Source organism: Pseudomonas sp. LBUM1658 (assembly GCF_059716055.1).
In genome coordinates, this window is record NZ_CP166798.1 from 81213 (window position 1) to 102119 (window position 20907).

The window sequence follows — 20907 nt, forward strand, 5'->3', positions numbered from 1 at the left end:
CGCGTTAGAAAGGGTCAGCGGTTAGCCGGGCGCGCATTTTAGCCTGTCCGTATAGAGGTTCTTAGCATTTATTTCGTATTCATCCTTTCATTTGGCAATAACGCGATCAAAGGTCATAAAAAAGGAACGGCGCAAATCGGTACCAGTCATTAGTTAAGCCACTCGAAAATACCCAGGTGCCGTGCCTGGGGATTGCCCATGAAACCCGGGAGCGCCGGGAATCGCAAACGAGGAGTTCTTGTCTGATGAGTACTAAGAAGCCTGCCCCAGCGAAGAGCCAGCTGGCCGGAACCGACACCGTGGACCGTGGTAACACCAACGCCAAACTGCAAAGTCTGGAAACGTTTCGCTCTGATGCCACCGACCAGGCGTTACGCACCAATCAGGGTGTAAAGGTCGTCGATAACAAAAACACCTTGAGGGTCGGCGCTCGCGGGCCATCGCTGCTGGAAGACTTCATCATGCGTGAGAAGATCACGCATTTTGACCACGAGCGGATTCCCGAGCGCATCGTCCACGCCCGTGGTGTGGGCGCTCATGGTTATTTTCAGACCTATGAAGGGCATACGGCGCTGACCAAGGCCGGCTTCCTGCAAGACCCCGGCAAGAAAACCCCGGTCTTCGTGCGGTTTTCGACGGTCCAGGGCCCTCGCGGTTCCGGCGATACCGTGCGGGATGTGCGCGGTTTCGCAGTCAAATTCTTCACCGATGAGGGCAACTTCGATCTGGTCGGCAACAACATGCCGGTGTTCTTTATCCAGGATGCGATCAAGTTTCCCGACTTCGTCCACGCGGTAAAACCCGAGCCGCACAATGAAATACCCACCGGTGGCTCGGCACACGACACCTTCTGGGATTTCGTTTCGTTGCAGCCGGAATCCGCGCACATGGTGATGTGGGCCATGTCCGACCGGGCGATTCCGAAAAGCCTGCGCACCATGCAGGGCTTCGGCGTACACACCTTTCGCATGATCAATGCCGAGGGAAAATCCACCTTCGTCAAATTCCACTGGCGACCAAAAGCCGGGACTTGTTCTCTGGTCTGGGATGAAGCGCAGAAACTGGCGGGCAAGGACACCGACTTCCATCGCCGCGATCTGTGGGAGTCGATTGAAGGTGGGGACTATCCGGAGTGGGAGTTCGGCGTACAAATTGTCGCTGAAGAAGACGAACACAGCTTCGACTTCGACCTGCTCGATCCGACCAAGATCATCCCTGAAGAACTGGTGCCGATTACGCCGCTGGGGAAAATGGTGCTCAATCGCAATCCGGACAACTTCTTTGCCGAGACCGAGCAGGTTGCCTTCTGCCCTGGGCATATCGTGCCCGGTATCGATTTCTCCAACGACCCGCTGTTGCAAGGTCGGTTGTTTTCCTACACCGATACGCAGATCAGTCGACTGGGCGGGCCGAATTTCCACGAGATCCCGATCAACCGTCCGGTGGCGCCGTTCCACAATGGACAGCGTGACGCCATGCATCGCATGACCATCGACAAGGGCCGCGCGTCCTATGAGCCAAACTCCGTCGATGGCGGCTGGCCGCTGGAAACCCCGCCGGCTGCACAGGACGGTGGCTTCGAAAGCTACCCTGAGCGGATCGACGCGCAGAAGATCCGTCAGCGCAGCGAGTCGTTCAGCGATCACTTCTCTCAGGCCCGGCTGTTCTTCAAGAGCATGAGCAAACACGAGCAGGAGCACATTATCTCCGCCTACAGCTTCGAGTTGGGCAAGGTCGAGCGGCTATGGATTCGCGAACGTCAGGTCAATGAAATTCTGGCCAATATAGATCTGGAACTGGCCGGGCGCGTGGCGCAGAACCTGGGCTTGCCGGCACCGAAAGCCGGGACGGTGGCCGAACGCAAAACTTCACTCGCCGAATCGCCGGCCTTGAGTCAGGCCAACCTGCTCTCGGGTGATATCAAAACCCGCAAAGTGGCGATCCTGGCAGCGGACGGTGTCGATGGTGCGGCAATTGCCGCACTGAAGAAGGCTTTGGAAGCCGAAGGCGCCCATGCCAAATTACTCGGCCCGACTTCCGCTCCCGTGACCACTGCGGACGGCAAGAGCCTGGCGGTGGATGCATCCATGGAGGGGTTGCCGTCAGTGGCGTTCGACGCGGTGTTTGTGCCGGGCGGGGCCAAGTCGGTACAGGCATTGAGCAGCGATGGCGTGGCGCTGCATTACCTGCTGGAGGCGTACAAACACCTGAAAGCGATTGCTTTGCACGGCGAAGCGAAACAGCTGCTGGATGTGCTGAAACTGGAGGCGGATGCGGGATTGATTGTTGGTGGGGATGCCAAGGCGCTGAAGGCGTTTTTTGCGGCGATTGCCCAGCATCGGGTCTGGGATCGGGAGCCCAAGGCCAAGGCGATTCCGGCTTAATTTCGTCGGCGTGGGTTAAACCATTAAAAGATCGCAGCCTGCGGCAGCTCCTACACCGACTGCGTACCACCGTGAATTATCGGGCGTATGCAATTCTGTAGGAGCTGCCGCAGGCTGCGATCTTTTGATTTTTATCAAGGCTTACGCGGACTTAGAACCATCTGCGCCGGAATGTGGCGCAGGATCTGGCGCTGGATCTGCAAATCAAAATCGGAGTCGAGCCTTTTCACCCGTTTGCTCAGCAGCGTGGCCAGCCACGGGTAATCCTGGGTGCGCGGCACCTGGATGCTCACATCGCATTGGTAATTCACCACGTCAGTAGCAATAGTATCCAGTTGCTTGCGCAGTTTGGTGATGTCGGTGAGGTTCAGCGCAATGGTGGTGCTTTCGGCGGTAGGGTCGATCACTTTGGCGACGGGTTTGGGGTCGGTCGCTTTCAGGGCTGCTTCGGCTTTATCCAGGTCGGCTTTGCGGGCATGGGTGATTGCGCTGTTGACGCCTCCGGTCAGCGCCGGGGCTTTGGGCATCAACGCCCGGGCGCGGCTCAGCGCGGTAGCTGCAGCGTTGACGTCGCCTTTTTGCAGGACGATCTGGCTGCGTTGCAAATAAGCCTCGGCCAACCGCCGTTGATACTGCTCCAGCGCCGGGTCGTTGGGCGATTGGGCCTGCAATGTGCTCAGTTGATCTTCTGCGGTGGCCAGTTCGCTGCTGGCGAGGTTTTGCTCCAGTTGCGCCATGGCCGCTGCCCGGTTATCCGGGACCTCGGTGGCCGCGGGCGGCGTGCTTTGGCAAGCGCCCAGCAGCAGGGAAAATGCGACAAGGAGCAGATAACGTGAGGCGAACGGCTTCATTCCTGCGACTCTCTAATTGCGCAAAAAGCGAGCAAGTCTACACCCCTCTTCGGGGCAGGACAAAACTCAGCAGAAACAGCGCGGCAGCAGTGACCACGATGGATGGGCCGGCCGGAGTGTCCTTGAACCAGGACAGCGCCAGCCCGCCACACACTGCGAGCATCCCCAGCAGGCTTGCGCCAAGGGCCATCTGCTCCGGCGAGCGGGCGTGACGCTGAGCCGCGGCTGCGGGAATGATCAGCAATGAAGTGATCAGCAATACGCCGACGATTTTCATTGCGACCGCAATCACTACGGCAATCAATAGCATCAAGGTCAGGCGCAACGCCGCCACCGGCAAGCCTTCAACCGTGGCCAGTTCTTCGTGCACGGTGATCGCCAGCAATGGCCGCCACAGCGACACCAGCAACAGCAATACCGCCGCGCTACCGCCAAGGATCCACGCCAGATCAGGCGGACTGATCGCCAGTAAGTCGCCGAATAGATAGGCCATCAGGTCGATCCGCACTTCATGCATGAAGCTTAGTACCACCAGGCCTAAAGACAGGGTGCTCGGTGCGAGAATTCCCAATAAAGTGTCAGAAGCCAGCGGCTGGCGTTGTTGCAAGGTCACCAGCAAGACCGCCAGCAGCAGACAGCCGACGGTGACTGCCACGGTCGGGCTGACATCCAGCAGAAACCCAAGGGCAACCCCAAGCAAGGCCGCATGGGAAAGGGTGTCGCCAAAATAGGCCATGCGACGCCAGACTACGAACGAGCCCAAGGGCCCCGCGACCAAGGCCAGGGCCAAGCCTGCCAGCAAAGCGTAAAACAGAAAATCAGCCATGCTTGCAGCTATCTCCGTGGACATGGACGTGGGCCGCCGGGGCCTCACTGACCACCGCGCCATGCAGGTCATGGGCGTGATCGTGATGGTGGTGATAGATCGCCAGGCTTTGCGCGTTCTTGCCAAACAGCTCGACGAATGCCGGATCGCCGCTGACCTGCTCGGGATGCCCGGAGCAGCAGACATGGCGATTGAGGCAGACCACTTGATCGGTGGTGCTCATAACCAGATGCAAATCGTGGGAAACCATCAGCACCCCGCAACCATGCCGGTCGCGCAGCCGGGTGATGAGGCTGTAGAGCTCAGCCTGGCCGGCGACATCGACGCCTTGCACCGGCTCGTCGAGCACCAGCAGTTCCGGTTCGCGCAACAAGGCGCGGGCCAGCAACACGCGCTGCATTTCCCCGCCGGAGATGCTTTGCACCGGATTATCGATCACCTGCTCGGCGCCGACTTCATTGAGCGCGGCCAAGGCCCGGGCGCGATCGACGCCCGGCACCAATCGCAGAAAGCGCAGTACCGACAAGGGCAACGTCGGGTCGACGTGCAGTTTCTGCGGCATATACCCGACCCGCAGTTTCGGCTTGCGCCAGACGCTACCGCTGTCCGGCTTGAGCAGGCCGAGCACGGCACGTACCAGGGTGGTCTTGCCGGCGCCATTGGGGCCGATCAAGGTGACGATTTGCCTGGGCTCGACGCTGAGCTGGATATTATCCAGCACGTTCTGCCCGGCAAAGGTTACCGCCACCTTGTCTAGACGGATCAACGCAGTGCTCATCAAGCCCCCTGGCAACCCGAGCAGAGACCGACAATTTCGACGGTTTGCCCTTCGACCACAAAACCGACCTCGCCAGCGCTGCTGACAATCGCGTCGCTGATGGTTTTCTGTTCGAGTTCGATAGCGGCGTGGCATTCACGGCAGATCAGGAACTGACCTTGGTGGGCATGCTCCGGATGATTGCAGCCGACGAAGGCGTTGAGGGACGAGATGCGATGCACCAGGCCGTTTTCCAGCAGGAAATCCAGCGCTCGGTAAACGGTCGGCGGCGCGGCGCGGCGACCATCCTGCTCGCTGAGGACCGCGAGGATGTCGTAGGCACCCAGGGGTTTGTGGCTTTGCCAGACCAATTCCAGCACCCGCCGACGCAGTGCGGTCAGGCGCAGGCCTTGACGGGCACAAAGTGCATCGGCTTCCGATAGCGCGCTGTGCACGCAATGAGAGTGGTCATGGGGACGGCTGGCAAGCGGTGTTTTAGGCATGAGCGGCGACGATATTTGTGAGAGACGTTATTATGTTACCCGTTCTCGCCTCTCCGAGTGGTCATCGTGTCCCGACTTTTTGCCCTTTTTGTCGCATTTGCTGCCAGTTTGTTCGTGATCAGCCCTGCCCATGCCGAAGTAAAGGTACTCACCAGCATCAAACCCCTGCAGTTGATCGCCGCTGCGGTGCAGGACGGCGTTGGTGTCCCCGAAGTGCTGCTGCCGCCGGGAGCGTCCCCGCATAACTATGCCTTGCGCCCTTCCGACGTTCGGCGGGTACAGTCGGTGGACCTGCTCTACTGGATCGGCCCGGACATGGAAGGTTTCCTGCCGAGGGTGCTCAAGGGGCGCAGTCTGCCAACTGTCGCTGTGCAGGACCTGCCTGCTCTGAAATTGCGGCATTTCGGCGAAGATAGCCACTCCCATGGCGAAGATGCTGAAGAAACTGAACACGCCGATGAGCATGATCACGATCATCGGCCCGGCAGCCTGGACGCTCATCTCTGGCTGTCACCGCTCAATGCCCGAGTGATTGCGGCGAAGATGGCCGCGGACCTGAGTGTTGCCGACCCGGTCAACAGCGATCGTTATCAGCGCAACCGCAAGGCCTTCGATGAGCGCCTGGATGCCCTGGACGCACGCTTGAAAGCCCGATTGGCCGGTATTCAAGGCAAACCCTATTTTGTGTTCCACGAGGCTTTCGATTATTTCGAGCAAGCCTACGGCCTCAAGCATGCCGGCGTGTTCAGTGTGGCGACCGAAGTGCAACCTGGTGCTCAGCATGTGGCGGCGATGCGTCAGCGCTTGCAGGAAGTCGGCAAGACTTGCGTCTTCAGTGAACCACCGCTGCGTCCACGGTTGGCCGAGACGCTGGTTGCCGGGCTGCCGGTAAAACTGGCTGAGCTGGATGCGCTGGGCGGTTACACGCCCGCCACTGCCCAAGGGTATGAGCAGTTGCTGGAAAAACTTGGCAATGATCTGGCGGGTTGTCTGGAGCAGTTGTAGGCGCGCGCCCCCTCTCGCCGCAAAGCCATGCTCTACAGGTTAGGGTAGTTGCCGGGAATAGCGCTGCCCCTGCTCCACCGTCCAGCCGACCACTTGGCTTGTCAGCGTGTCGCTGGCTTGACCGAAGCCTGCCACCACCGCCGGGACTTTCGAGTCGCTCAGCGGCTGGCGCACTTCAAAACGGCGGCTGGCGATGATCCGTTGATCCATGTCGCGCACCAGCCGTGCATCCAGACGAATCACCACTTGCGCGGCACCGCCTTGATACTCGGTCTGGAACGCCTGCAATTGCCCGCCTAACTCAAAATCAGCCTGTAGATTGCTGTCGTCGGTGCTGAGCAACGACACCCGTCCTTCACGCTGAAAGCCATCGAACAGCCGGTTGCGCAACAGGGTCGGTGCCGGATCGCTCCAGCGCGAGGCCTTGTAGCTGCTGATCAGATCGCCTTGCGGCACGACGGCGATGTTCGGGCTGTTCAAGGCTTCGCTTGCCTGGGGTTTGGCCAGGCGTAATGACCAGGGCAAAGTTTGAGCAGCCGGTGCACTGCTCTGCGCCGATGGCAGGCGATAAACATCGGCAGGTTCGGCCTTGGGCAGGATCGAGCAGGCGCTGGTCAGGACGAAGCCGGCGATCAGTGTGAATGGACCGGTTACGCGGCAGGCAAACTTCATGGGGTGAACTCCTTGTTCTTGTCGCTGCCCAGCAGGTAACCGCTGGGGTTGGCTTCCAGGCGGCGGGAGATGGTCCGTAACGAACTCAGGGTGTCGCGCAGTTCCCGCATGGCCGGAGCCAGTCCGTTGAGGCCCTGCATGCCGCTGTTCAGTGAGTCCTGGTTGTTCGTGAGTAATTTGTTGATGGTCGCGCTGCTCTGCTCGAGCGATTGCATGGCCTGTTCGGCACTGCCGAACATCTGCTTGCCTTGATCGTTGAGCAAACCGTTGGCGTTGCGCATCAGCGCGCTAGTCTGCTCCAGGGTGGCACTGGCCTGTTTGCCGACCGATGCCAGCTGTTGCATGGCCTGACGGATGTCGCCGCGTTGATCGGCGATGGTGCCGGTGGTTTGCTCCAGGTGTTCGAGGGTGCTGCTGATGCGGTCGACGTTTTCTGGTGAGAACATCCGGTTGGCGTTATGCAGCAGCTCATTGATGCTGGTCATCAGGTCGTTACTGTTGTTCAACAAGCGGGCGATCGGTGATGGCGAGGCCACAATCACCGGCAGCTGGCCATTGTGCCCCTTGAGTGGGGGGCTTTGCGGTGTGCCGCCGCTGAGCTGGATGATCGAGGTGCCGGTTATCCCGGTTAGCGCCAGCTTGGCCTGGGTATCTTCCTTGATCGGGGTATCGCCGCTCAGACGGATGCGCGCCAGCACCCGGCGCGGATCTTTCGGGTCCAGGCGCAGGGCCACTACATCGCCGACCTTGATCCCGCTGTACTGCACCGCGCTACCGTTGGACAAGCCGCTGACCGCCTCATTGAAGACGACTTCATAATCCTTGAACTCAGTGTCGACGCTGGACTTGGCCAGCCACAGACCGAACAGCAAGGCACCGACCACCACTATCACGGTGAACAGGCCGATCAATACATGATGGGCTCGGGTTTCCATGTCATACCTCGTTGAGCTGTGTAGCGGCTAGAAGGGCCGCGCGGCCGCGCGGGCCATGGAAGTATTCGTGAATCCAGGCGTCGTCGGTCTCGGAGACCTTATCGATGACGTCCGCCACCAGCACCTTTTTCTGCGCGAGCACCGCGACCCGGTCGGTGATGGTGTACAGCGTATCGAGGTCGTGAGTGACCAGGAATACACTCAGGCCCAGTGCATCGCGCAGGGTCAGGATCAATTGATCGAAGGCCGCGGCGCCAATCGGATCAAGGCCGGCGGTCGGCTCATCGAGGAACAGGATGTCCGGGTCCAGCGCCAAGGCCCGAGCCAGCGCTGCGCGCTTGATCATGCCGCCGGACAGCGAGGCCGGGTATTTGTCGGCAGCCGACAGCGGTAACCCGGCCAGCGCCAGCTTCACCGCCGCCAGATGCTCGGCGTCGGCACGGCTCAAGCCCGCGTGCTCGATCAGTGGCAGCGCGACATTTTCGGTGACCGTCAGCGAGGAGAACAGCGCACCCTTCTGAAACAGCACACCGAAGCGCCGCTCCACCAGCGATCGCTGGTGTTCCGAGAGGCTTGGCAGGTCTTGGCCGAACACGCGTACCAAGCCTTCGCTGGGCCGCCGCAGACCAATGATGCTGCGCAACAGTACGGACTTGCCGCTCCCAGATCCGCCGACCACGGCGAGAATCTCGCCCTTGTACAAATCCAGGTCGAGGTTTTCATGCACGCTCTGACTGCCGAAGCGATTGCATAGCCCGCGGACCTCGATCACCGCCTCGGTGGGGGCTCGGGGTAAACGACTCACCAGCTGATCTCCATAAAGAACAATGCCGCTACGGCATCGAGGACGATCACCACGAAAATCGATTGCACCACGCTGGAGGTGGTGTGGGCGCCTACGGATTCGGCGCTGCCGCTGACCTTGAAGCCCTCCAGACAGCCAATCGCAGCGATCAGGAAGGCGAAAAACGGTGCCTTCACCATTCCCACCAGAAAGTGCTGAACACCGATGTCCGATTGCAGCAGCGAGAGGAACATCGCCGGCGAGATATCCAGCGACAGTGCGCAGACCACCCCGCCGCCGACGATGCCCGAGAGCATCGCCAGAAAAGTCAGCATCGGCAGCGCCACCAACAATGCCAGGACCCGTGGCACCACCAACAGTTCCAGCGGATCGAGGCCGAGTGTGCGAATGGCGTCGATTTCTTCGTTGGCCTTCATCGAGCCGATTTGCGCGGTAAAAGCGCTGGCGGTGCGTCCGGCCATCAGGATGGCGGTCAGCAGCACGCCGAACTCGCGCAGGAAGGAGAACGCGACCAGGTCCACGGTAAAGATGCTCGCGCCGAAACTGGCCAGTACCGTGGCGCCGAGAAAGGCCACCACCGCCCCTACCAGAAAGGTCAGCAAGGCAACGATGGGGGCGGCGTCCAGCCCGGTCTGCTCGATGTGCGCAACAATCGAGGTGATGCGCCAGCGTTTGGGGCGCAGCAGTCCGCGGGCCAGGGTTTCGAGGATCAGGCCGATAAAGCCCAGGAGCTGCAGGGTGTCCTGCCAGACGGCGTCGACGGCGTGACCGATCCGGGTCAGCAATTGAATGCCGACACTCACCTCGGGTTCTTTGACCGGTACGCAGAAGTCGGTCAGCGAGCAGTAGACGGTTTGCAGCAGCGCACGGTCGGCGGCGGACAGACTGCAATCGGGATGTTCGGCGGACTTGCCCAGGCGTTCGGCACCCAGCAGTTCCACAAGCAGCGACGCCCCGGCGGTGTCGAGGGCGCCGAGGCTATTGAGGTCGATGTGGGTGGTGTCGTCGTACTGGCCGTGAAGACTTTCGCTCAGGCGCTTGAGATCGGCGTAGTGAGCGAGCGTCCAGTCACCCGTGACCCGCAACCGCGCAGGAGCGATCGAGGTGTCCAGCCGGGCGTTGCCGGCCATTGAGCTGCTGGTCATAAGCTCCTTGCTGCCTGGCTATTACACAGTGCTACCTAATACCACGATCGCGGCTACTTTGCCTTGATCGGCACCTTGGTGTTTTGACCTGCGTCGGTCACCTTGAAGCGCAATACGCCGATCACCTGGCCGTCTTCGGTCAGCACCCTAACCTGCCAGCTGCCGACCGGATTGTCCGGGAAAACCTGTTTGTGGGTCCAGGCCCGGTAGCCTTCCTTGCGCCCGCCGCGGATATCCAGGGCAATGCGGTCGACCTCTTTGCCGTTGAATTTCCAGACGTGATAGATCCGTTCATTCAGCCCCCGGGGCGCGTTGATCGAGGTGAAGGCATACAAACCGCTACTGCGTACCTGGCTGGCGTTGACTTCTTCCAGGCTGGCGCCGGGGGTTCTGTCCTGCATTTGAGTGGTGATGGCCACCTCAGTCATCCACAAGGTCGCCGGTGGTACCCAGGAGCGCAACAGCCAGCCGGCACCGCCGATAGCCAAAGTCATCCCCAGCAACATCAGCCCACCGCGCCAGTTGCGAATCGGAAAGCTCGACGCCAGGCTCGGGAACGACAGCAGCATGGCGATGCCCAGTGCCAGCTTGAAGCTTTGCGCGGTGGTCAGGTGCAGGATGATCGGCAGCGCGGTCAGCAAGGCGGCAAACAAGGTCAACGTATGCAGCGCCAGAAACAGCCAGCGGCGTGGCGCCAGCCATTTGTAATACAACGGATCGATAATCGAAATCAGCGCCGCAGCGCAGAGAATCCCGGTGAAAAACAGTTGCCCGCTGTTCCAGGTGGTGGTGATGAAGAAGAACGGCAGGACGAAGAACAGACTTTCCTGATGGATCATCTGCGTTGCATAACGCAGCAACGGCTGGGGAATCTCGCGCTTGAAGATCCTGGTGAAGAGTTTGGTCAGACTGTGTTCCAGCATCAGCCAGATCCAGCTCACCAGCATGATGGCGGTGATCCAGGTCGCCAGGCCTTGCTGGCGATCCACCAACATGAAGCTGCCGACGCCGGAGATAAAACCACCGAGCGCAATCACCCCTGGATAACGCTTCATCAGTTCCATGATGCGCTGTATGTGAGGAGTCCAGTTAGGCATTCGGTTATTCGCAGTCTTAGTAGGGAAAATCCTCGACACAATACCGGTGGTGCGTCCTCGTGGCGAGGGAGCTTGCTCCCGCTCGGGTGCGAAGCCGCCGTATGGCAGGCTAACGCGACATATCTGATGTATCGCGATGACCGGTTTTGGGGGCCGCTTCGCGGCCCAGCGGGAGCAAGCTCCCTCGCCACAGGGTTTGGCGTTCGCTGCTGCTATTGTTTTCTGCGATGCATACCCCAACCCAGTAAAGCCAGCGCGATCAACCCCAGCACCCCACCCGCCACCCAGGTCAAACTGTCGTAGCTCATCAAGGGCTTCTCGATCCGCAGGTAACCGGGCTGGTCGAGCAACTGGCGCATGGCCTGGTTGGCTTGCTTCAGACTGACCGCCTGCAGGCGCTTGGCCGGATTGGCAAAACGGCCATTGTCATAATCGCTGAGGGCGCTCCAGTAGTAATCCGCCAAAGCACTATTACCTTGCACGGCCCAGGCCTGACGGGCGACGGCGGCCTGTTGCAGGCGGGTAAAGGTGCCGGGATCAAGTCCATCCTTGAGCAGTCTGGCCTTCATATCATTGAGCACCTGCTCGGCCTGCGGCAGGTCATCACGCTCCAGATCGGCGCTCAGACTGAGGAAACCAACGCCGCCGAACACTTCGCGCTCGCTCCAGGGGCCATAAGACAGGCCATGGGCGAGGCGCAATTGGCGATACAGCGCCCAGTCCAGATAATCCTTGAGCAAGTCGAAAGTTTCGTCGTGCTGCTTATCCAGGACGGGCTCGGGAAACAGCCAGTGCAGCTTGGCACCGTCACCGAGCCAGCCGTGGATCAGGTTGCGTTTGAGTTCTGCACTGTTGCGGATTTCCGGCAGCGGCGAATGCTCGCTGGGCTCCACCGGTTCCAGCTGACCATAGGTACGCTCCAGATACGCGGGCAACAGGCGCTCGAGGTCGCCGACGATGATTAGCGTCATGTTGTTGGGTGCGTACCAGTCTTTGCGTACCTTCTTCAGTTGTTCGAGGGTCAGGCGATCGACCTCGGCCCGCTCGGCGCATTTCAGCCCGAGTTCCACCGCCAGCTGATTGCTGGCCTTGTGGCCTAGGTCCTGGCGGTCCAGCCAGCGCTGCAAGTGGGTGTAGTGACCGCCATCCTCGCGCTGGACCACTTGCTTGGCGGCATGGATCGCAGCGTCGTCGATTTGGGTTTGGGTCAGCAGCGCGAGCAATAGATCGAGGACTTTGCGCTGGTTCTTCGCCGGCGCTTCAATGACAAAGGCAGTATCGGCGTTGCTGGTGTAGGCATTCCACTCGCCGCCCAGTGCCTGCATGCGTTCTTCCAGCCCGCCTTCGCCGCTGGCGTCAGTGCCGCTGAATAGCAGATGTTCGAGCAGGTGCGGCAGTTCCTTGTCGACGCAGCTGAAATCATCCAGACCGACCCCGACCACCAGACGGATCGCCACATGGCCGCGTTCACCGCCGGGTTTGAGCAGCACTTGCAGACCGTTTGGCAGCACATAGCCTTCGACCTGGAAGCGATCCAGGGCAAATGAAGGGGTTGAGCCGAGCAACAGCAAAGCGAACAGCAGACAACGCATAACAAGCTTCCTGGCGGATAAATACCGGACTCAATAGTTTGAGTGAACCGGCTTTTGTGGCGAGGCAGCTTGCTCCCGCTCGGCTGCGCAGCAGTCGTAAAACCGGTATATGCGTTCTATCGGACCAGTCGCGTTGGCTGATTTCAGGACCGCTGCGCGGTCCAGCGGGAGCAAGCTCCCTCGCCACAGAGTTAACTGTCATCAGTTTGAACTGACTTCTACCAACGCCAGACGTTCAAGGCGAATGGGTGATGTCAGCCAAATCGTCTACTTCCAGTGCTCCGGTGTCGGAGGTCTCCAACACTACATAAGCACTGCTGCAGAACAGTGAATTCAAGCGCTTCATATCGGCGATCAACTCCAGATGCAGTGAACTGGTCTCGATACTTTGCACAATCTTGCGTTGCAAGCGGCTGACATGGGCATGGGCCAGGCGCCGTTCCTGAGCGCGGAAGCGGCGTTTTTCCCGCAACAATTGCCGGGCGCTCTCCTTGTCGCCGCTGAGGAACACCGACAGGCCCAGACGCAGGTTGACGATCAACTGGCTGTGCAGGTCCGCCAGTTCCTCCAGGCCAATTTCGGAGAATGAGCGGCGTTGTGAGGTCTTCTGTTGCTGAACCTTGCGCAACATGCGCTCGATCAGATCGCCGGCGAGTTTCAGGTTGATCGCCAGCTCAATGATTTCCGCCCAGCGTCGGCTGTCCTGGTCGCTGAGATCCTCGCGGGGCATCTGCGCCAGATAGAGCTTGATCGCGCTGTAGAGGGCTTCGACATCATCACTCATGCGCCGCATCTCCTGGGTCACGGCGGTCTGTTTGCCCCGCAGTACTTCGAGCATCGATTCGAGCATATTGTCGATCAGGTCGCCAATGCGCAGGGTTTCCCGCGCCGCGTTGGCCAGTGCCAGGCTTGGGGTGACCAGTGCGGTCGGATCCAGATGGCGCGGCCGAGCCAGGCCGTTGGTCTCCGGACGCTCCGGCAACAGCCAGGCACAGAGCCGCGCCATCGGCCCGACGCTGGGCAGCAGCAGCAAGCAACGGACAGTGTTGTAGAGCAGATGAAAACCGATCACCAGGCCTTGCGGACCGTAATCGAGGGAGTCCATCCAATGCACCAGTGGATCGAGCACCGGGATGATCAGTAACAGGCCGATCAGTTTGTACAGCAGGCTGCCCAGCGCCACTTGACGGCCGGCGGCGTTCTGCATGCTGGTGCTGAGGAAGGCCAATACACCACTGCCGATGTTTGCGCCGATCACCAGGCCGATGGCCACCGGCAGGCTGATGACCCCCGCGCTGGCCAGCGTCGCCGTGAGCAGGACGGCTGCCAAGCTGGAATAGGAAACCATCGCGAACAGGGCGCCGACCAGGGCGTCGAGCAGGATATCCCCGGTCAGCGAGGCAAACACCACCTTCACCCCTTGCGCCTGGGTGATCGGCGCCGCAGCTTCGACGATCAGTTGCAGGGCAAGAATGATCAACCCCAGACCGATGCCGACCCGCCCTAATTGCCCGGCGCGAGTCTGTTTGCGCGAGAGAAAGAAGATCACTCCGAGGAAAATCAGCAGCGGCGAGAGCCAGGACAGATCGAGGGTCAGCACCCGGGCCATCAGCGCGGTACCGACGTCGGCGCCGAGCATGGTTGCCAGTGCTGGCGTCAGCGCCATCAAGCCTTGGCCAACGAACGAGGTGACCAGCATGGCCGTGGCGTTGCTGCTCTGGACCATGGCGGTCACCAGAATCCCGGCAATAAACGCCAGCGGGCGCTTGGACATGTTCTGGCCAATCAAGTGACGCAGGTTCGAGCCGTAGACCCGCAAGATGCCGGTTCGGACGATGTGCGTGCCCCAAATCAACAAGGCCACGGCAGAGAGCAGATTGAGCAGGGTCAGCATACAGGGCCCCCTGGGGTGAAAAGCGCCCCAAAGGGGCAAGCGACGCTCTAAGTTCTGTACTTAAGCTTTAGTTGGCTAACGGTCTGGGCGCCAGCATCGCATAGCTAAAGCGTCGATTGAAACAAAACTGTCATGAAGTCAGCTTCTTTTGCGTCCTTCTTTCGCGACAATGCGGACGTAAAAAAGGGGCTCGAAAGCCCCTTCTTCAATAGTGCAACCTCAGGTTATTGGCCTGGGATGTCCTTGCGCAGTTTCACTGGATCTTGTTGCTTGCGCTTTTTCGCCATTGCGGTGCGCATCTTGATGTTGATCGCTTCCACTGCCAGCGAGAACGCCATGGCGAAGTAGACGTAGCCTTTTGGCAAATGCACTTCGAAGGATTCGGCGATCAAGACGGTACCGACCAGCAACAGGAACGACAGCGCGAGCATTTTCAGCGACGGGTGTTTGTCGATGAAGTCGCTGATGGTGCCTGCAGCCATCATCATTACCAGGACCGCGACAATGATCGCCGCGACCATGACCGGCACATGGGAAACCATGCCGACCGCGGTGATCACCGAGTCCAGGGAGAAAACGATGTCGATGATCGCGATCTGGATGATGGTGTAAAGGAAATTACCGCCCTTGGCTGTCGGCTCGTCGAGGCTTTCATCTTCGCCTTCCAGCGCGTGATACATCTCTTGCGAGCTTTTCCAGAGCAGGAACAGACCACCGAAGAACAGGATCAGGTCACGCCCGGAAATACCCTGGCCGGCGACCGTGAACAGATCGGCGGTCAAACGCATGACCCAAGTGATCGACAGCAACAACAGGATCCGGGTGATCATCGCCAGCGCCAAGCCGAAAATCCGCGTGCGGGCCTGCATATGCTTGGGCATACGGCTGACCAGAATCGAGATCATGATGATGTTGTCGATGCCCAAGACGATTTCCAGGGCAGTCAGCGTAAAGAAGGCAACCCAGATTTCCGGGTTGGTCAGCCATTCCATGTGTATTCCTTTGAGCGAGTGTTGAACCGCAGCGGGCCAGACTTTGAGAATCGAAGTTTAGACCCGTCGTGGTGAGACTTGAGCTTATAGAGTGCTGAATAGCGGAAAAATCCCCATCAGCAAAGCGGCGAACATTATGCACAGGCAAACCAGAACTGCCCACTTCAAGGTGAAACGCTGGTGATCGCCGAAGTCGATTCCGGCCAGTGCTACCAGCAAATAGGTCGACGGCACCAGCGGGCTCAGCAAGTGGACGGGTTGACCGACGATCGAGGCACGTGCCATTTCCACGGCAGTGATGCCGTAGTGGCTGGCGGCTTCGGCGAGAACCGGTAACACGCCGTAATAAAAAGCATCGTTGGACATGAAGAAAGTGAACGGCATGCTCACCAGCGCCGTGATTACCGCCAGGTACGGGCCGAGAACCTCTGGAATCACCGCCAGCAGGCTTTTCGACATTGCATCTACCATGCCGGTGCCGGACAGGATGCCAGTGAAGATACCCGCGGCGAAAATCAGCCCGACCACTGCCAGTACGCTACCGGCGTGCGCCGCGACACGGTCCTTTTGCTGTTGCAGGCATGGGTAGTTGACGATCATGGCGATACTGAAGGCCACCATGAACAGCACCGGCAGTGGCAGCAGACCGGCGACCAATGTGCCCATCAGCACCAGGGTCAGACCGCCGTTGAACCAGATCAGCTTCGGACGACGGGCATCCGGGAACTGCGAAACACTGATTTCGCTGTGGTCGACTTCGTCGCCTATCAGGTGCAACTCACCCAGGCGTGCGCGTTCGCGCTTACCGTACATATAGGCAATCGCCAGGATCGCCGCCACGCCGGCAAGCATGGCCGGGATCATCGGCACGAAGATATCCGACGGGTCAATATGCAGGGCACTGGCTGCACGAGCGGTCGGGCCACCCCAGGGGGTCATGTTCATCACGCCGCCGGCGAGGATGATCAGACCGGCCATGATCCGCGGACTCATGCCAATGCGGCTGTAGAGCGGCAGCATGGCGGCCACGCAGATCATGTAGGTGGTGGCGCCGTCACCGTCCATGGACACAATCAGCGCCAGTACGGCGGTACCGACCGAGACCTTCAACGGGTCGCCTTTGACCAGCTTGAGGATCTTGCGCACCGCCGGGTCGAATAGCCCGGAGTCGATCATCAAGGCGAAGTAGAGAATGGCGAACATCAGCATCACCCCGGTCGGGGCGAGTTTGGTGATGCCCTCGAGCATCATCGGGCCGATTTTCGGCGCGAAACCACCGAATAAGGCAAACAGGATCGGGATGATGATCAAGGCGATCAGCGCAGACAGGCGCTTGGTCATGATCAGGAACATGAACGTGATGACCATGGCAAAGCCAAGGAAAGTCAGCATAGGAATACTCCAGGCGTAGCGCGGCTAGGGAATGGCGAACCGGACAGGTCAGCGCAGAACGGGAAGCACGAGGCGTACGGGAGGAGTCGAGGCGGACGGGCGGATAGCAGCAAACATCAGAATCACCATTGTTGTTGTTAATCGGGCCACAAGAGGTCGAAACACTTGCTTTGGCCAACCGGTCTATTGCCGGGAGTGAGGGCGATCCTAATCGCGCAAGCTTTCAGCCAGCTTTCGCTGATGAAACGTCTGACGAGTTGCCTGCCGGACGAATTGGGGATTTACAGTGTAGGAATTGTCGGGTGAGGATCGCATTCAAGATCCTGCAGACATTCGAGGAGACATCGATATGACCAAGCTCCATACCGGCGGCTGCCATTGCGGCAGGCTGCGTTATCAGTTCAACGGCCCTCTGCGAGATATTGCCCATTGTCATTGTTCGATTTGTCGAAAAGTCAGCGGCGGACTGGTAACGACCTGGATCACCCTCCCCCGCAGCGCCTTCCAGTGGCTGGCCGGCACTCCAGGGCAGTACGAGTCTTCGCCAAGCTGCGTGCGGTATTTCTGTCAGAACTGCGGTGCTCAACTGGCTCTGGTTACCCAACTGAGCCCGGATAGCATCGATGTGACCATCGCGACCCTCGACCATCCAGAGTTGGCGCCCGCTGATCGACATATCTGGACTGACAGCCGGCTGCCGTGGGTGCATCTGGATGAGGGGCTGCCCGAGGAGGCCGAGGAAAGCCTATAGGGGTTGTGTTGAATTACAAGGAGCGGGCTTGTCCCTTGTGGGAGCGAGCTTGCTCTCGATGGACGTTAACGATAACGCGTGTTTTCTGAATAAACGCGTCGCCCTTGAGTCCATCGCGAGCAAGCTCGCTCCTACATTGGGGCTTTCCAGCGAAGGTTAAGGCAACTCCAACCCACCCGCAGCCTTGTGCAACGCCCGCAAATGCTCGCCGACTTGCTTGACGTTGGCCTCATTCGCCGCAATCTCGGCTGCGCGGCCTGGTTCGAGCAAAGCGCGGACTTCTTTGTCCAGATCCCCTGTGAGGGCTTGCAGCTGTTTCTGCCGCAGGTTGCTTTCCGATTCGAGCCGTTGCCACTCGCTGGCCTGAGGCAAGCCATAACCACCCCTGCCCAACAGTTCGGCCGGACGGCTGAGGTAGCCGCTATTGGCGAGAATTTGTTGCAAAGTCTTATTGGCTTTATCCATGCCGCCGTTTTTCAGGTCACGGGCGCCGAGATAACGTTGTTTGACTTCGTCCTGAGCCAGCAGCAATTGCCGGCGAAAACTCGCCTGTTCCAGGAGCAGCAAGGCGGCGCTGGTGCGCAGATCAGCCTGGTCGAACCATGGGCGACGTTCTGCCGCGCTCAGCGACAACCAGTCTTCGACGCTGGTCTGTTTGATAGGCAGATGTTTCTTCAATACCCCGAACATCGCTTGATAACGGTCGCGGAACGAGTCAAAGCGATAGCCCAGTCGCAACGCCTCGCGCGGATCGTCCAGTACGCTGGTGTCCGCCAGCCCGCGAGCCTTGAGCACTTCCAGCAAACCGTTGGGGATGATGCTGTCCAGACCGATCAGCTGTGGATTATTGCTGCCACTGCGCAACAACTTGAGGCTTTCGACGGCGCAGTTATTGGAGATGAAAAAATAGTTGCCGTCGTAGCTCCAGTGCATCTCGGCGGCGTGCTCGACCACATCCTCTATTTCGCTGCGTGACAGGTTGAGCGGCACCGACGCCAGACTGCGCAGCTCGGTCTTGGTGTATTCATCGATCACCTGGGCCAGCGGCAGGACAAACAGTCGCGATGGGTAAGCCCCCGTCAGGCCGTCCCAACTCGACAGCTGCACGTCGCCGACAAAGGCGCGATAGGACAGCACCAAGTGCTGGTCCAGGTCCAGCCGGCAGTCTGGCCCGCGCGGGCGTCCCGGCGCGCAGATCACCAACCGCAGCATGCTATGCCCCCAACGGCTGACCCAATTCTGATTGGCTTCGGCCAACAGGTAATCGACGGCGTACACCCGCTCCGGGTCAACCTGCCCTAGCGGCTGTTTGGCAAAATCATTGCCGGCGTTGAGGAAGGCGAATGACTTGGCGCAATTATCCCTGGCGGCGGGCGCCCAGCCGAAATGCTCTTTGTAGTAACGGTACAGCGCGGGACGACGGCAAGCGTAGCTCGGGTCAAGGAGAAAGTACTCCATGTTGACCGCGACGAACTCTTTCGGACTGCTGGTCTCGTAGATATCCGGGCTGCGGGCGATCTGCCGGTTGTACTGTTCGCGTTCGCCACGGCGCCCGACGTACTGCGGCCAGCCGGCCAGGTCCAGCAGGCGTGGGTCGTCACTGAGGGTAAAGCGCCGCGCCGTCTGACCGCGGCATTGGTCCGGGATACCGATCAGCCCCGAGCTGTTGTTCTGCCGCGTGCAGCGCTGGATCAGCGTGCGTTCGGCGTTCGGCCATAAACGCGAACGATCGTAGATATGGGTCAGTTCGTGCAGCACCGTGGCAAGCAATTCCCGGCGCACTGTAACGTGCGGGCGATGGGTTTTTTTCTTCGCCGCAGAGCCATCGGTGAGGCTGGCAAGCAGATTGCGATTTAGATCGAGTTCGGCGACCAGCGACGCCTGGCCGTAGGCGTTGCTCGGCATCTTGTTGGTCCAGCCGACATCGATGCGCCGGTCCAGTTGCTGGATGAAGCGCGGTGGCAGCGCTTGCATCGCCTCATCCAGCAGTGCCTGGCTGGCCTGTTGCTCGGCAGGGCTCAGACCCTCGGTCTTGAGCCGTAGCTGCAGGTCGGCCTGGGCCGTGTTGCCCAGCAGCAATACAGCCCCGGCCAGCAGCCAGGCGGCGAGCGACTTCACAGGGCGAGGATGGCTTCAGCGAGAACCTGATCACTGGCAGCGCGCGCTTCGGGCACATGGCTTCGCAGGGTATCGAAGGCAGCTTCCAGCTGTGCGCCGCGGATATCGCCTTCGCTGGCTACAAAACTGGCGGCGTCGTCGTGAGCTTCGCGCACGACTTTCGAGTCGCGAATGGAAGAGGTGGTGTCCGAGGTGAAATCAATCGATCGCTCAAAGGCACGAATAATGATGTTACTGGTGGCTACCAGGGTTTGTGCCTGGGTCACATCGGCTAACAACAGCAGGCCAAGAGTGGCGACAATCAGCGGGCTACGCATGGGATGACTCCGAAAGGCAGGGATAACTATTGGACGAGAATTGCCTGTGCCAGTTCAAGGTCGCTGGCACGAAGTTTTGATTGGGTATGGCGCAGGAAATTCAGCGCGGATTGCAGTTGAGCTCCACGCAGTTGCCCATCACTGGCGATAAACGCTGCGGCGTCATCCTGGGCGGCCAGGATCAGTTTGTTCTCAAAGGGAGCGGAGATCACTTTGCTGGTGGCATAGCCGCTGAGCACCAGGCCTTGGGTGCTGAGTTCGAGGGCCTGCGCCGGACCTGTCCAGCAGGCAGCGATGCATAGGGCGACTATGAGCGGACTTGGCAGAAAGCGCATGGGACTCGATAGCTGAAAGCGAATGCCAAGGCTAGCGCAATGCCCGGGCTAGAGCCAGCATCGAAGGATCGGGGCACGGCAGACGTGCCCCGCTTGCGTCTTGCGATCAGATTGCCAGGATCGCTTGTGCCAGCTGTGTGTCGCTCGCATTCAACTCCGGCGCCTGCTGGCGAATGTGGTCCAGGGCGCTTTCCAGTTTCACGCCGCGGATGGCGCCTTCGGTGGCGACGAAGCTGGCGGCGTCATCACGGGCCTCACGGACGATCTTGTCGTCACGCAGCGAGGAGGTCAGGTCGGAGGTGGCGTCCGACGTGGCCTTGAGCGCATTGACGACAGCGTCCGTGGTAACAATGAAGCTGGTGGCATGCGCATTGGCGGCCACGACCAGCAGGGCTGCAGCGCTGAGCAGACGAAGACGGGACATGGTGTAACTCCTGTAGAAAACAGATAAAAGTGGCACCGAGCAAAGCACCTGGCAGCTACTGCGATTGTGCTGCCTTGGAAATCAGACGCACGCTTTGCAGAGTTCGCCACGT

20 protein-coding genes are annotated in these 20907 nt (G+C 59.9%); 3 read left to right on the top strand and 17 right to left on the bottom strand.

Annotation, left to right across the window (positions count from 1 at the left end):
• Positions 1-245: 245 nt before the first annotated feature.
• Positions 246-2384 (top strand): catalase HPII, encoded by a 2139-nt coding sequence (gene katE, locus ACA064_RS00410; protein WP_497671620.1) that lies wholly within the window; start codon positions 246-248, stop codon positions 2382-2384.
• 134 nt (positions 2385-2518) lie between these two features.
• Here the strand turns inward: katE and ACA064_RS00415 are convergent, their stop codons facing one another.
• From ACA064_RS00415 to zur, 4 genes are read right to left on the bottom strand one after another with little or no spacing between them, the layout of a single operon-like run.
• The gene (locus ACA064_RS00415; RefSeq protein WP_497671621.1) at positions 2519-3235 is read right to left on the bottom strand and encodes a PA5502 family lipoprotein; all 717 of its coding nucleotides are present in this window, start codon (positions 3233-3235) and stop codon (positions 2519-2521) included.
• 37 nt (positions 3236-3272) lie between these two features.
• Positions 3273-4061, bottom strand: a complete 789-nt coding sequence (gene znuB, locus ACA064_RS00420; RefSeq protein ID WP_497671622.1) for a zinc ABC transporter permease subunit ZnuB — start codon at positions 4059-4061, stop codon at positions 3273-3275.
• Complete coding sequence (znuC, locus tag ACA064_RS00425; protein WP_497671623.1) at positions 4054-4839, bottom strand: zinc ABC transporter ATP-binding protein ZnuC; 786 nt, start codon at positions 4837-4839, stop codon at positions 4054-4056. The genes znuB and znuC overlap by 8 nt, the downstream gene beginning before the upstream one ends.
• Entirely contained in the window at positions 4839-5321 is a 483-nt protein-coding gene (zur, locus tag ACA064_RS00430) for a zinc uptake transcriptional repressor Zur (RefSeq protein WP_497671624.1), read from the bottom strand. Before zur ends, znuC begins: the two co-directional genes overlap by 1 nt.
• 57 nt (positions 5322-5378) lie before the next feature.
• Between zur and znuA the strand changes: the two genes are divergently transcribed.
• Positions 5379-6326: a zinc ABC transporter substrate-binding protein ZnuA gene (znuA, locus tag ACA064_RS00435; protein WP_497671625.1), complete on the top strand. Its 948-nt coding sequence runs from the start codon at positions 5379-5381 to the stop codon at positions 6324-6326.
• A gap of 39 nt (positions 6327-6365) precedes the next feature.
• On the opposite strand, the gene ACA064_RS00440 is transcribed toward znuA, so the two are convergent.
• From ACA064_RS00440 to ACA064_RS00480, 9 genes are all read right to left on the bottom strand, one after another.
• Positions 6366-6998 (bottom strand): ABC-type transport auxiliary lipoprotein family protein, encoded by a 633-nt coding sequence (locus ACA064_RS00440; RefSeq protein ID WP_497671626.1) that lies wholly within the window; start codon positions 6996-6998, stop codon positions 6366-6368.
• On the bottom strand, positions 6995-7933 hold the full coding sequence (locus ACA064_RS00445; protein WP_497671627.1) for an MlaD family protein: 939 nt from the start codon (positions 7931-7933) through the stop codon (positions 6995-6997). The genes ACA064_RS00440 and ACA064_RS00445 overlap by 4 nt, the downstream gene beginning before the upstream one ends.
• 1 nt (position 7934) lies before the next feature.
• Entirely contained in the window at positions 7935-8738 is an 804-nt protein-coding gene (locus ACA064_RS00450) for an ABC transporter ATP-binding protein (RefSeq protein ID WP_497671628.1), read from the bottom strand.
• Positions 8735-9883: an ABC transporter permease gene (locus ACA064_RS00455; RefSeq protein ID WP_497671629.1), complete on the bottom strand. Its 1149-nt coding sequence runs from the start codon at positions 9881-9883 to the stop codon at positions 8735-8737. The genes ACA064_RS00450 and ACA064_RS00455 overlap by 4 nt, the downstream gene beginning before the upstream one ends.
• A 53-nt stretch (positions 9884-9936) precedes the next feature.
• On the bottom strand, positions 9937-10980 hold the full coding sequence (locus ACA064_RS00460) for a DUF5924 family protein (protein WP_497671630.1): 1044 nt from the start codon (positions 10978-10980) through the stop codon (positions 9937-9939).
• A gap of 212 nt (positions 10981-11192) precedes the next feature.
• A complete protein-coding gene (locus ACA064_RS00465; RefSeq protein ID WP_497671631.1) occupies positions 11193-12572 on the bottom strand; it encodes a M16 family metallopeptidase in 1380 nt (459 codons plus the stop codon).
• Positions 12573-12807: 235 nt separating this feature from the next.
• Positions 12808-14466: a Na/Pi cotransporter family protein gene (locus tag ACA064_RS00470; RefSeq protein WP_497671632.1), complete on the bottom strand. Its 1659-nt coding sequence runs from the start codon at positions 14464-14466 to the stop codon at positions 12808-12810.
• A 224-nt stretch (positions 14467-14690) separates the two neighbouring features.
• Positions 14691-15458, bottom strand: a complete 768-nt coding sequence (locus ACA064_RS00475) for a TerC family protein (RefSeq protein ID WP_497671633.1) — start codon at positions 15456-15458, stop codon at positions 14691-14693.
• Between the two features lie 84 nt (positions 15459-15542).
• Positions 15543-16850, bottom strand: a complete 1308-nt coding sequence (locus tag ACA064_RS00480; protein ID WP_497671634.1) for a CitMHS family transporter — start codon at positions 16848-16850, stop codon at positions 15543-15545.
• Between the two features lie 349 nt (positions 16851-17199).
• Here ACA064_RS00480 and ACA064_RS00485 point away from each other — a divergent pair, with 349 nt between their 5' ends.
• Positions 17200-17601, top strand: coding sequence for a GFA family protein (locus ACA064_RS00485; protein ID WP_497671635.1), 402 nt, complete (start codon positions 17200-17202; stop codon positions 17599-17601).
• Between the two features lie 156 nt (positions 17602-17757).
• Here ACA064_RS00485 and ACA064_RS00490 read toward each other — a convergent pair whose 3' ends face one another.
• From ACA064_RS00490 to ACA064_RS00505, 4 genes are all read right to left on the bottom strand, one after another.
• On the bottom strand, positions 17758-19719 hold the full coding sequence (locus tag ACA064_RS00490) for a DUF7844 domain-containing protein (protein ID WP_497671636.1): 1962 nt from the start codon (positions 19717-19719) through the stop codon (positions 17758-17760).
• Positions 19716-20036, bottom strand: a complete 321-nt coding sequence (locus ACA064_RS00495; RefSeq protein ID WP_497671637.1) for a DUF2388 domain-containing protein — start codon at positions 20034-20036, stop codon at positions 19716-19718. The genes ACA064_RS00490 and ACA064_RS00495 overlap by 4 nt, the downstream gene beginning before the upstream one ends.
• A gap of 26 nt (positions 20037-20062) precedes the next feature.
• Entirely contained in the window at positions 20063-20371 is a 309-nt protein-coding gene (locus ACA064_RS00500) for a DUF2388 domain-containing protein (RefSeq protein ID WP_497671638.1), read from the bottom strand.
• Positions 20372-20477: 106 nt separating this feature from the next.
• Positions 20478-20795 (bottom strand): DUF2388 domain-containing protein, encoded by a 318-nt coding sequence (locus ACA064_RS00505; protein WP_497671639.1) that lies wholly within the window; start codon positions 20793-20795, stop codon positions 20478-20480.
• Between the last annotated feature and the right edge of the window lie 112 nt (positions 20796-20907).